The sequence below is a fragment of the Micromonospora sp. CA-240977 genome (assembly GCF_050942285.1).
Classification (GTDB): Bacteria; Actinomycetota; Actinomycetes; order Mycobacteriales; family Micromonosporaceae; genus Micromonospora.
The window spans coordinates 5,711,346-5,723,276 of sequence record NZ_CP192055.1; the positions used below are offsets into that span (position 1 = coordinate 5,711,346).

Here is an 11,931-nt window from a genome sequence, read left to right on the forward strand (position 1 = left end):
TCCTGCTGGGGGGCGCCCCGGTCGCGTTCAGTACCGCTCGGGGCGGCGTTTGCGCCGTTCGTTGAAGTCGCGCATCCGCTGCGGGTAGCCCATCAGCCGGACGTCGTACACCGGGATGCCCATCCGGTACGCGAAGCGCCGCGCGCCGTCCGGGCCGTCGATGCGCCGCCGGGTCCACTCCCCGTCGTCGGCGATCAGGATGACGGTGGTCTGCGTCACCGTCGTCCGGGGTTCGATGAACGCCTCGACGCCGCGCCGGCTCCGGATGAAGTTCTCCAGATGGTCCAGGTCGCCACGATCGGCGGCACGGTCACGGCTCGACACAGCCGTCTGTTTGCGGCGCCGGAACAACCCCACCGGTTCTCTCCCCCAACGGTGCGTCATCGACAACGGTGCCAAGGGTACGTGTCGATGACGTGTCGTTGGGCACCTCGGTACGCACCCTGTGCCCGGTGGTGACAAGATGACCGAGGTGGGGTGTGTCTGTGTTACACCCCCGTGACCCCCGATGCAGTGACGCGACCTGGGAGTTGGACGTGAGCGAGCCGAACGAAGCGACCTTCGACATTGTCATCCTCGGAGCTGGCAGCGGCGGTTACGCGGCGGCGCTGCGCGCCGCCCAGCTGGACCTGAAGGTCGCGCTGATCGAGAAGGGCAAGCTCGGCGGGACCTGCCTGCACAACGGCTGCATCCCGACCAAGGCGCTGCTGCACGCGGCCGAGATCGCCGACCAGACCCGCGAGTCGGAGCAGTTCGGCGTGAAGACCGAGCTGATCGGCATCGACATGGCCGGGGTCAACTCGTACAAGGACGGTGTGGTCGCCCGCCTGTACAAGGGCCTGCAGGGCATGTTGAAGACCAACAAGGCGATCACCATCATCGAGGGCCACGGCAAGCTTGTCGGCAAGAACGTGGTCGAGGTGGACGGCAAGCGCTACACCGGTCGCAACATCGTGCTGGCCTCCGGCTCGTACGCGAAGAGCCTGCCCGGCCTGGAGGTCGACGGCGAGCGGATCATCACGAGCGACCACGCGCTGACCATGGACCGGATCCCGTCGTCGGTGATCGTCCTGGGTGGCGGCGTGATCGGCGTCGAGTTCGCAAGCGTGTGGAAGTCCTTCGGCGTGGACGTGACGATCGTCGAGGCGCTGCCCCGGCTGGTCGCCGCCGAGGACGAGGAGTCGTCGAAGGCGCTGGAGCGGGCGTTCCGCAAGCGGAAGATCAACTTCAAGGTCGGCAAGCCGTTCGAGAAGGTCGAGAAGACCGAGAACGGCGTCAAGCTGACCATCCAGGGCGGCGAGACCGTGGAGGCCGAGCTGCTGCTGGTCGCCGTCGGTCGCGGCCCGAACACCGCAAACCTCGGGTACGAGGAGCAGGGCGTCAAGATGGACCGCGGCTACGTGCTGACCGACGAGCGGTTGCGCACCAGCGTGCCGAACGTCTACGCGGTCGGCGACATCGTGCCCGGCCTCCAGCTCGCGCACCGCGGCTTCCAGCAGGGCATCTTCGTCGCCGAGGAGATCGCCGGGCAGACCCCGGCCGTGATCGACGAGGTCGGCATCCCGCGGGTCACCTACTGCGACCCGGAGCTGGCGTCGGTGGGCCTGACCGAGGCGAAGGCCAAGGAGCAGTACGGCGCCGACAAGGTCAAGGCGTACAACTACAACCTCGGCGGCAACGGCAAGAGCCAGATCCTCAAGACCGCCGGCTTCGTGAAGTTGGTCCGGGTCGAGGACGGCCCCGTCGTCGGCGTCCACATGGTCGGCGCGCGGGTGGGTGAGCTGATCGGTGAGGCGCAGCTCATCTACAACTGGGAGGCCTACCCGGCCGAGGTCGCCCAGCTCGTGCACGCCCACCCGACCCAGAACGAGGCCCTGGGCGAGGCGCACCTGGCCCTCGCCGGCAAGCCGCTGCACGCACACGCCTGACCATCCAACCGCGGCGTCCGGCGACGGGCGAAGATCCCACCAGGGGAATGAAGGAGTCTCAGAAAATGCCGGTATCGGTCACCATGCCCCGGCTCGGCGAGAGCGTCACCGAGGGCACCGTCACGCGCTGGCTCAAGCAGGAGGGCGACACTGTCGAGGTCGACGAGCCCCTGCTCGAGGTCTCGACCGACAAGGTCGACACCGAGATCCCGTCGCCCGCGGCGGGCGTGCTGAGCCGGATCGTGGTCGGCGAGGACGAGACCGCCGAGGTCGGCAGCGAGCTCGCCGTCATCGCTGGTGAGGGCGAGTCGACCGGTGGCGGCGAGGCCGCACCGCAGGAGCAGGCCCCGGCCGAGGCGGTCGAGCCGGCCGCCGAGCCGACGGCCGCCGCCGAGGGCACCGCCGACGAGATCGCCCAGGACGAGGCCCCGGCCGAGACGCCGGCTCCGGCCACCGCCTCGTCGGGCGAGGGCACCGCGGTGAAGATGCCCGCCCTGGGTGAGAGCGTCACCGAGGGTACTGTCACCCGCTGGCTCAAGCAGGTCGGCGAGACCATCGAGGTCGACGAGCCGCTGCTGGAGGTCTCCACCGACAAGGTCGACACCGAGATCCCGTCGCCGGTCGCCGGCACCGTGCTGGAGATCAAGGTCGCCGAGGACGAGACCGCAGCGGTCGGCGCCGACCTGGCGATCATCGGCGTTGCCGGCGCGGCCCCCGCGCCGGCGAAGACCGAGCCGAAGCCCGAGCCGAAGGCGGAGGCCAAGCCGGCGCCGAAGGCCGAGCCGAAGCCGGCGCCGAAGGTCGAGGAGCCGACCCCGGGCATGTCGTACAACGAGCCGGCCGCGGAGACCGAGAGCTCGGCGCAGCCGGCGAAGACCGAGCAGGCCGCCCAGCCGGCCGCGCCGGCCTCGACGCCGCCGCGCCCGTCCGCCCCGGCACCGGGCGGCGGCGAGGAGGCCGCCGGGTACGTCACGCCGCTGGTCCGCAAGCTGGCCGGTGAGCACGGCGTCGACCTGGCCTCGCTCAACGGCACCGGCGTGGGTGGCCGGATCCGCAAGCAGGATGTCCTCGACGCGGCCGAGAAGGCGAAGGCCGCCAAGGCCGCTCCCGCCGCCGCGCAGCCGGCCGCCGCGCCGTCGGCGGCCCCGGCCAAGCCGGCCGCGAAGCCGCAGCCGAGCAGCAAGCGGGGCACCACCGAGAAGCTGCCGCGCATCCGGGCGACAATCGCCAAGCGGATGCAGCAGTCGCTCCAGGAGACCGCCCAGCTCACCACCGTCGTCGAGGTGGACGTCACCCGGGTCGCCAAGCTGCGGACGCGGGCGAAGGAGTCGTTCCAGGCCAAGCACGGCGTGAAGCTGTCCTTCCTGCCGTTCTTCGCGCTCGCCGCCGTCGAGGCGCTCCAGACGTACCCGATCATCCAGGCCAGCATGGACCTGGAGGGCGGCACGATCACCTACCCGGCGGCCGAGCACCTGGGCATCGCCGTGGACACCGAGCGCGGGCTGCTCGTGCCGGTCATCCACAACGCCGGTGAGCTCAACATGGGCGGCATCGCCAAGCGGATCGCCGACCTGGCCGAGCGCAGCCGGTCCAACAAGATCACCCCGGACGAGATGGCCGGGGCGACCTTCACGCTCACCAACACCGGCAGCCGGGGCGCGCTCTTCGACACCCCGATCGTGCCGTCGCCGCAGTCGGCGATGCTCGGCACGGGTGCCGTGGTGAAGCGTCCGGTCGTGGTCAACGACCCGGAGCTGGGCGAGGTCGTCGCGATCCGGTCGATGGTCTACCTGGCCATGTCCTACGACCACCGGCTGATCGACGGCGCCGACGCGGCCCGCTTCCTGACCGCTGTCAAGGAGCGGCTGGAGGCCGGCAACTTCGAGTCGGAGCTGGGCCTCTCCTGATCCCACGCCAACGCCGACAAGGCGCCCCGGTCGTCGACCGGGGCGCCTTGTCGTTGGTCCTCAACCCTTCAGCAGATCGGTAGAGACCTTCCAGAGCCGCTCGGCGGCCTCCGGGTCCAGCGCGTACGCCGCGACTCCCGTCCGGCGGCCGGGCTGGGCGGGGGCTGCCTCCTGACACTCCTCGAAGTAGCGCCCGCCCACGCCGTCGAGCAGCGGCGACGCGGCGGCCAGCACCGAGGTGGCGGCACCCTGCTCGACGGTCTTCCAGGCCGCCGCGTTGTCCGCGCGCAGTCGGGTCAGCTCCTCCTCGCTGACGTAGCGCTGCAGCTTGGTCCGGATCGCGCCGGGCATCACCGCGTTGGCAGTGATGCCGTCGTCGGCCCAGCGCCGGCTCGCCTCCACGGCGAACAGCACGTTCGCCGTCTTGGACTGCCCGTACGCCTGCCACGGCTCGTACTCCCGCCGGTCGTACTGGATGTCCTCGAAGACCACCGGTGAGCGCAGGTGGCCGGCGGAGCTGACCGAGACGATCCTGGCCCCGCCGTCGGCGGCGAGCGCCGGGCGTAGCCCGGTGGCGAGCGCGAAGTGTCCCAGGTGGTTGGTGGCGAACTGCATCTCCCAGCCCTGCGGCGTCCGGCTCAGGGGCGCGGCCATGATGCCGGCGTTGTTGACAAGGATGTGCAGCGGGCCGTCCCAGTTGGCGACGAAGTCGGCGACGGACCCCTGGTCGGCGAGGTCGAGCGGCGCGACCATGACCCGGTCGTTGTCGGTGGTGCCGGTGATGTCGTCGGCGGCCTGCTGGCCGGCGTCGGGGTTGCGGACGGCCAGGGTGACCTCCGCGCCGGCGCTGGCCAGGGCACGGGCGGTCTCCACGCCGATGCCGGACGATCCGCCGGTGACGATCGCCCGCCGGCCGACGAGGTCCACGCCCCGGATCACGTCCATGGCCGTGGAGGTGTGGGCGAATGACGTGGTGATCGGGTTCTTCGTCGTCATGATCCATCCTTGTCCAGGGTGGGTCGGATCGGCCCGTTGCCGGAGGCCGCTGGCGGCCAGGATTCGGCCTCCGCGCCGACAGACGGCGCTCCGGACCGAATGAAGGCCGGTCCAGGCGTTCCCGCCCGGGGCCGGAGGTAACGCTCGGCCGCGGCGCCATCGCCGTTCGGGCCTTCGGCCAGGCCGGACGCTGCCAGAGTGGGACCGTGGGCAGCTACCGGCGGCGTGGGCAACTGGGTCCTGCCGTCCCGATCGCCCCCGGTGCCCGGGTCGACAAGTTCGAGGTCTTCTTCGACCTGGTCTTCGTCTTCTCGTTCTTCATCATCACCCGGGCGACCGCCGCCAACATCTCCGGCCGACAGTTGCTGCACGCCGGTCTGGTGCTCGCCGTGCTCTGGTGGATCTGGGTGGTGCACAGCCTGGTCGCCACCCGGGTCCGGCTCGGCGAGGGCTACGTGCCGGTGCTCATGGTGATCGCGATGGTGGCCCTGTTCGCGTTCGCGCTGGCGCTGCCGCAGGCGTTCAGCGATCCGAAGGGAATCGCCGGCGGCCCGATGCTGGTGGCCATCAGCTACGTCGTGGTCCGGGCGGTCCACATGATCCTCTATCAGCACGTGGTGAAGGACAGCCCGCAGGAGCGCCGGCAGCTGCGGCGCTTCGCCCCGGAGCTGGCGGTGAGCATCGTGCTGCTGCTGGCCGCCGCGTTGATCCCGCCGCAGATCGCCGACCCGGACCAGGCCGCCATGGTCCGCGACGGGCTGTGGATCACCGTGGTGGTGGTGCAGTACGCCACCGGCTTCATCGTCGGCACCTGGGGCTGGGGGGTGACAAGCGCCGAGCACTGGACGGAGCGCTACGACCTCATTCTGATCATCGCGCTGGGTGAGTCGATCATCTCCACCGGGGTGGGCGGCAATCTGCTCGGCAAGCCGGTGACCTGGCCGGCGGTGGCGGCCGCGGCGCTCGGCATCGTGATCACGGCCGCCCTCTGGTGGGCGCACTTCGACTTCATAGGGCCGGCCGCCCGGATCGCCCTGCACGCGGCGGAGGGTGGCCCCCGGGTGGCCATGGCCCGCGACGCGTACGCGTACCTCTACCTGCCGATGATCGCCGGGGTGATCCTCTTCTCCATCGGCAACGAGGAGGTCCTGCACAAGATCACTGACCCGGCCGGCGGAATCGCCGAGAAGGTCGAGGGACCAGCGGTGCCAATGCTCTTCGGAGGACTGATCTGCTACTTCGCTGTCAACCTGGCGTTCCAGCTGCGCACGCTGCACACCCTCACCTGGACCCGCGTCGGCGTCATCGTGGTGCTCACGGCGGCTCTGCCGATCGGTCAGCACCTGCCGGCGCTGGGCACACTCACCCTCGCGACAGTGATCTGCGTGGGGATGATCATCGTGGAGGTGATGGTGATGTCGGGTTCGCGGCACGCGCTACGGGCTGCCGTCTTCCAGGAGCGCACCACCCACGAGGCCCACGAGGCCGCCTGGCGGGCCCGCTGGCACGACGTCCGGGAGACTGACGAGCCCACCACCCCGTGACCCCACCGGGATAGACTCCGGCGCAGCGTCGCAGTGCGCCCGGCCCGAAGGCCGCCGTGGGCATGGAGGCGCGGGACAGCATGGGACACACGTGCACCCGAGCAACTCACCGGCCGGCCGGCTCGCCGCCGTCGGCAATCAGATGATCGAGATCCACCTCTGGCTCAGCGCCGAACTGGCCCGCCTCCGGGCCAGCCCCGACACCCCGTCGCGGGACCTGCGGGCGCACTGCCTGACCTTCTGTGCCGCGCTCGGCCGACACCACACCGGCGAGGACGCGGGCGCGTTCCACCTGCTGGCCGAGCAGGTCCCCGAGCTGCGCCCGGTCATCGCGAACCTGATCACCGACCACCAGGTGGTGGCGGGGATCCTGGAGCGGGTCGAGGCGTTGCTGGGCGGCGACACGGCGGTGCCGGTCGCCCAGTTGCGCGCCGAGCTTGACGGTTTGGCCGCGCTGCTGGAGTCGCACTTCCGCTACGAGGAGAAACGGCTGGTCACCGCACTGAACGCGCTCACCGGCCAGCCCGGGACGACAGAGGACCTCCTCGGCCTGAGCGCGCCGCCGCACGTCACCCGCTGACGGCTGGGCCGATCCCGCTGACCGGCTCGGCCGGCCGCTCGTAGAAGCGGATCTTCTCGCGGAGGTGGTCGTACTGGCGCTGGAGCAGGCGCATCTGCTCCTCCACCCGCGCGGCGTGGCACCGCAGCAGTTCCCGCCGCTCGTCGGCGGTGTGCTCGCCCTCGCGGGCCAGTTGCGCGTAGCGGCGCATCTGCGCGATCGGCATCCCGGTGTCGCGTAGGCAGCGGAACAGCACCAGCCAGCCGAGGTCGTCATCGGTGAAGACCCGCTGCCCGCCCGCCGTCCGCTCCACGTCGGCGAGCAAACCGATCTTCTCGTAGTACCGCAGGGTGTCCAGGCTGAAGCCGCTGCGGCGGGCGGCCTCCGAGGGGGCGTAACCGCTCATGTCGCGAGATCGTAGTGCTTGACCTGGAGCGCACTCCAGGTTGGAGGCTGGTCGCCATGACGACGACACGCACGCTGGGACGCAGCGGCATCACGGTGAGCGCCATCGGGATGGGGTGCTGGGCGATCGGCGGGCCACTCTGGGGCGACGACGGGCAGCCGTTCGGCTGGGGCGAGGTGGACGACGACGAGTCGATCCGCACCATCCACCGGGCGCTCGATCTCGGGGTGACACTGTTCGACACGGCGAGCAACTACGGTGCCGGGCACAGCGAGCGGATCCTCGGCCGAGCCCTGGCCGGCCGGCGGGACAGCGCGGTGATCGCCACCAAGTTCGGGAACGTCAGCGAGGAGAGCACCCGGCGGGCGCTCGGCACCGACGCCAGCCCCACGTTCGTGGTCCGCAGCCTGGAAGACTCGCTGCGCCGGCTCGGCACCGACCACGTCGACCTGTACCAACTGCACATCAACGAGCTGCCGGTGCCCGCCGCGCTCCACCTTGTCGACACCCTGGAGGGCCTTGTCGACAAGGGCATGATCCGGGCGTACGGCTGGAGCACCGACAACCCCGCCTCGGCGGAGGCGTTCGCGGCCGCCGGCCCGCACTGCGCCGCGATCCAGCACGACGAGTCGGTGCTGCGCGACAACCCGGCGGTGCTGGCGGTCTGCGACAGCCACGACCTGGCCAGCCTCAACCGCGGGCCGCTCGCGATGGGGCTGCTCACCGGTTCGACCCGGGCGGTTGGGGTGGACGACGTGCGCGGGCGGGCGCCGGAGTGGTTGGAGTGGTTCTCCGACGGCCGGCCGACGCCACGCTGGGCGGCCCGGGTGGACCAGGTCCGGGCGGCGCTCACCGCCGACGGGCGAACCCTCGCGCAGGGCGCGCTCGGCTGGCTGCTGGCGCGCAGCCCGCGTACGGTGCCGATCCCGGGCCTGCGCACTGTGCCGCAGGCCGAGGAGAACCTGGCCACCCTGGCGCTCGGCCCGCTGAGTGCCGAGGCGTACGCGGAGGTGGAGCGGCTCCTGGCCGACCTGCGTCCCGCCCAGGCGGCCTGACCACCGACCCGGCCCCTCGCCCCGGGCGTCGTCAGCGGAAGTCGTCAGCGTGCTCGGCGGCCCACTGCCGGAACGTACGCCCGGGGCGTCCGGTCACCTGCTCGACGTCCGGGGCCACCCAGTTGCTGCCCTCGGGATACCGCCCCATCTCCAGGAACCACTCGATCACCTCGGTCGGGTAGTGGTCCTTCCAGTACTCGCGGGCCTGCTCCGGGGTCAGCTCGTCGAAGCGCACCGGACGGCCGATCGCCTCGCCGATCATCCGGACCGCGTCCCGGCGACGGACCGGCTCCGGACCGGTCGGCTGGTACACCCGACCGGCGTGGCCGTCCTCGGTGAGCGCGGCCACGATGACCGCGGCGATGTCCGCCTCGTGGACCAGCGCGCTGGTCCAGTTGCCGAACGGCGCCCGCACCACCCCCTCGGTCCGGATGTCCGCCGCCCACTCGCGGGTGTTCGCCATGAACTCACCGGGGAAGACGTGCGTCCACTCCAGGCCCGAGTCCTCGATGGCCCGGTGCAGGAGACGGTGGGGTGCCTCGATCGGGTCGTCGTCGGCCCGGCTCGGGTCGTTGTGGCCGAGGTGGGTGACCCGGCGGACGCCGGCCTGCCGGGCCAGCTCCAGGATCTCCGCGCCGGTGGTCAGCGGCCCGGCCCCGTCCATCCCGATCACGTGCATGCGTGTCACGCCGCGCAGCGCCGCGGCCAGCGTGGCGGGCCTGGCGAAGTCGCCGGCCACCACCTCCACCCCGGGGGGCAGTGCGGCGGTCGCCGGGTTGCGGGTCAGGGCCCGTACGTCGTGGCCGGCGGCCACCAGTTGCCGCACCAGGCTGCCTCCGACGGTTCCGGTCGCTCCGGTCACCAGGATCGGCATGGTCCCTCCTCAGGGATCGGCCCGAATGCGGGCAGGGTGAGCCGACCCCGCCATTCGGGGGCGCTCTCGGATGACTCATGGTCAGCCAGATCGATGCGGGAAGCAATCGCGAACACCCCGTTCACGTTCGCTCTGACCTGCGGAAACGCGCCAGCCACCGAAAGCGCGCGGTAGCCTTTTTCGGCCCCCGGGAGGCCCGTTGACCTGCCTTTACCGCGCCGCACGGGGACGTGCGCGGATTTCTTCGCCGGTCCGTCCCGCGGCCGGTGACGTCGGCCGCCCCACGCATCCACCGGTGGCGTTCTGGGCGAAGATGGGAGCATGCGGATCCTTCTGGCCGGCGCGTCCGGCTTCCTCGGCACCCGGCTGGCCGACCGGCTCTCGGCGGACGGGCACCAGATCACCCGGCTGGTCCGTCGGTCGCCGCGCGACCCGCAGGAGCGGCGCTGGGACCCGGCCGCCGCACAGCTCGACCCGGCCGTGGTCGCCGAGGCCGACGCGGTGGTCAACCTGGCCGGCGCGGGCGTCGGCGACAAGCGCTGGGACGACGACTACCGCCGGTTGATCCGCACCAGCCGGGTGGACAGCACCACCACGCTGGCGACCACCATCGCCGGGCTGCCCGCCGAAGACCGACCCCGGGTGCTGCTCAACTCCTCGGCCGTCGGCTGGTACGGCAACACCGGCGACCGGGCGGTCGAGGAGGACGCACCGGCCGGCGAGGGGTTCCTGGCCGACGTCTGCCGGGTGTGGGAGGCCGCGACCCGGCCGGCCGAGGACGCCGGGGTACGCGTCGTACGCCTGCGTACCGGGCTGCCGCTGGACCGCGACGGGGGGCTGCTCAAGCCGCAGCTGCTGCCGTTCAAGCTGGGCATCGCCGGCCGGCTGGGCAGTGGCCGGCAGTGGCTGCCGTGGATCTCGTTGGCCGACTGGCTGGACGCGATGCGCTTCCTGCTGGACCACGACGAGGTCGCCGGCCCGGTCAACGTGGTGGGCCCGAACCCGGTGACGAACGCCGAGTTCACCAGGGAGCTGGCCCGGCAGCTGCACCGCCCGGCGATCATCCCGATCCCCGCGCTGGCGCTCAAGGTGGCCCTCGGCGGCTTCGCCCACGAGGCTCTCACCAGCACCAGGGTCCTTCCCGGCGCCCTGACCCGTGCGGCCTTCCCGTACCAGCACCCCGATCTGCCCGGGGCACTGCGCGCCGCCCTCGGCGACTGACGGGAAGAGGGCCCCTCCCGTCGGGTCGGAAGGGGCCCTCGCGTGGGGGGTGGGTCAGCAGCCGATCACCCAGTAGTTGGGGGCGGTCTGCTTGAGGACGCTTGTGTAGAAGGTGTTGTAGAGGCCCATCCGCTGGTTGGAGCCGTTGGCGTAGGCGTAGCCGCCGGACTGGTACGCCCGACCCGCCGTCACGTGGGCGTAGTTGCTGGCCGTCACGCACGTCGGCGGCGTGGTGGGCGTCGCGGTCGGGGTGGGGGTGGCCGTCGGGGTCGCGGTGGGGGTGGCCGTGGGGCTGGGGGTCGGGGTGGTGCCGCCGCCGTTCAGGCCGAAGAAGAGCGCGTCACGGTAGGTCGAGCAGATGGTGTCGAGGAAGTACGCAGCGGCGGTGCCGCACTGGTCGGCCCCGGAACCCGGGTCGACCGGAGTGCCGTGACCCATGCCGGAGACCCGGTACAGACGTACCTCGTCGTTGCCGTACACCTCCAGGCTCGTGTTGGCGGGCAGCGACGAGGTGCTGGTCGGGGTCTGCGAGATGCCGCGCACGTTGGTCCACTGGTCCCGCGACTCGGTGCCGTTGAGCGGTGTGACGGTGGTGTCCGAGGTGCCGTGCCAGATGGCCACCCGGGGGCGCGGGCCGGTGTAGCCGGAGTACGCGCCCCGGACCAGGTCGCCCCAGGCTGCCGGGGTCTTGTCCGCGCCCGGATTCATGCAGCTGAAGGCGTTGACCATGCTGGTGGCGCAGCGGTACGGGATGCCCGCGATGATCGATCCGGCGGCGAAGACGTCCGGGTACGTGGCGAGCATGACCGCGCTCATCGCCCCGCCCGCGGACAGCCCGCTGACGAAGACCCGGGAGCCGTCCACGCCGAAGTTCGCCTTGGCGTGGTCGACCATCTGCTTGATGGACAGCGCCTCGCCCTGACCCCGGGCCGTGTCGCCGGCCTCGAAGAAGTTGAAGCAGGAGTTGGCGTTGTTGCCGGAGGGCTGCTGGGCGACGATCAGGGAGAACTTCCACTGGTCGGCGTACTTCTGCCAGCCGGAGTTGGCGAAGTACCCGGAGGCGTTCTGGACGCAGCCGTGCAGCAGCACCACGGCTGGGGAGTTGGCCGGCAGGTTGTCCGGCCGGTAGGCGTACATGGCGAGGTTGCCCGGGTTGGAGCCGAACCCGGTGACCTGGGTGAGGGTCGCGGCCTGGGCGGGTGCGGCGACGGCGACCGCGCCGGCTGCGGCGAGGACGAGCCCGGCGCCCACGCCGATCAGCCGGGTGAGGATGGACGAGGAGCGGCGCACGGCGGCCTCCTGAGGGGGCGAACTGTGAACTGGGTCACTGTCGAATTGCCGTGACGTTACGGCGATGTGTCGCCGCCATGACATGGGCCGCGCTCACACATTCACGAGCGCCAAGGTGTACGCCGCACCGTCGACGCGAGTCCTCCCCAAC

At 71.5% G+C, this 11,931-nt stretch carries 11 protein-coding genes; 6 read left to right on the forward strand and 5 right to left on the reverse strand.

The window, feature by feature from the left end; all coding sequences use genetic code 11:
• Positions 1-27 precede the first annotated feature (27 nt).
• Positions 28-357 carry a hypothetical protein gene (locus ACQPWW_RS25685; RefSeq protein ID WP_433126074.1) on the reverse strand — a complete coding sequence of 110 codons (330 nt, stop codon included), beginning with the start codon at positions 355-357 and terminating at the stop codon, positions 28-30.
• A gap of 179 nt (positions 358-536) precedes the next feature.
• Between ACQPWW_RS25685 and lpdA the strand changes: the two genes are divergently transcribed.
• Positions 537-1,928 (forward strand): dihydrolipoyl dehydrogenase, encoded by a 1,392-nt coding sequence (lpdA, locus tag ACQPWW_RS25690; RefSeq protein WP_433126075.1) that lies wholly within the window; start codon positions 537-539, stop codon positions 1,926-1,928.
• 65 nt (positions 1,929-1,993) lie between these two features.
• A complete protein-coding gene (gene sucB / locus ACQPWW_RS25695) occupies positions 1,994-3,835 on the forward strand; it encodes a 2-oxoglutarate dehydrogenase, E2 component, dihydrolipoamide succinyltransferase (RefSeq protein ID WP_433126076.1) in 1,842 nt (613 codons plus the stop codon).
• 60 nt (positions 3,836-3,895) lie between these two features.
• Here the strand turns inward: sucB and ACQPWW_RS25700 are convergent, their stop codons facing one another.
• Positions 3,896-4,831 carry an SDR family NAD(P)-dependent oxidoreductase gene (locus tag ACQPWW_RS25700; RefSeq protein ID WP_433126078.1) on the reverse strand — a complete coding sequence of 312 codons (936 nt, stop codon included), beginning with the start codon at positions 4,829-4,831 and terminating at the stop codon, positions 3,896-3,898.
• 206 nt (positions 4,832-5,037) lie between these two features.
• Between ACQPWW_RS25700 and ACQPWW_RS25705 the strand changes: the two genes are divergently transcribed.
• Together ACQPWW_RS25705 and ACQPWW_RS25710 are read left to right on the forward strand one after the other, a co-directional pair.
• Positions 5,038-6,375: a low temperature requirement protein A gene (locus ACQPWW_RS25705; protein WP_433126079.1), complete on the forward strand. Its 1,338-nt coding sequence runs from the start codon at positions 5,038-5,040 to the stop codon at positions 6,373-6,375.
• A 91-nt stretch (positions 6,376-6,466) separates the two neighbouring features.
• Positions 6,467-6,955 carry a hemerythrin domain-containing protein gene (locus ACQPWW_RS25710; protein ID WP_433126081.1) on the forward strand — a complete coding sequence of 163 codons (489 nt, stop codon included), beginning with the start codon at positions 6,467-6,469 and terminating at the stop codon, positions 6,953-6,955.
• Here ACQPWW_RS25710 and ACQPWW_RS25715 read toward each other — a convergent pair.
• Positions 6,945-7,340 carry a MerR family transcriptional regulator gene (locus tag ACQPWW_RS25715; RefSeq protein WP_433126083.1) on the reverse strand — a complete coding sequence of 132 codons (396 nt, stop codon included), beginning with the start codon at positions 7,338-7,340 and terminating at the stop codon, positions 6,945-6,947. The genes ACQPWW_RS25710 and ACQPWW_RS25715 overlap by 11 nt on opposite strands.
• A gap of 56 nt (positions 7,341-7,396) precedes the next feature.
• Between ACQPWW_RS25715 and ACQPWW_RS25720 the strand changes: the two genes are divergently transcribed.
• Positions 7,397-8,395 (forward strand): aldo/keto reductase, encoded by a 999-nt coding sequence (locus ACQPWW_RS25720; RefSeq protein WP_433126084.1) that lies wholly within the window; start codon positions 7,397-7,399, stop codon positions 8,393-8,395.
• A gap of 31 nt (positions 8,396-8,426) precedes the next feature.
• On the opposite strand, the gene ACQPWW_RS25725 is transcribed toward ACQPWW_RS25720, so the two are convergent.
• A complete protein-coding gene (locus ACQPWW_RS25725) occupies positions 8,427-9,269 on the reverse strand; it encodes an NAD(P)H-binding protein (protein ID WP_433126086.1) in 843 nt (280 codons plus the stop codon).
• Positions 9,270-9,590: 321 nt separating this feature from the next.
• Here ACQPWW_RS25725 and ACQPWW_RS25730 point away from each other — a divergent pair, with 321 nt between their 5' ends.
• Entirely contained in the window at positions 9,591-10,490 is a 900-nt protein-coding gene (locus ACQPWW_RS25730; RefSeq protein ID WP_433126087.1) for a TIGR01777 family oxidoreductase, read from the forward strand.
• A gap of 54 nt (positions 10,491-10,544) precedes the next feature.
• Here the strand turns inward: ACQPWW_RS25730 and ACQPWW_RS25735 are convergent, their stop codons facing one another.
• Complete coding sequence (locus ACQPWW_RS25735) at positions 10,545-11,780, reverse strand: extracellular catalytic domain type 1 short-chain-length polyhydroxyalkanoate depolymerase (protein ID WP_433126088.1); 1,236 nt, start codon at positions 11,778-11,780, stop codon at positions 10,545-10,547.
• Between the last annotated feature and the right edge of the window lie 151 nt (positions 11,781-11,931).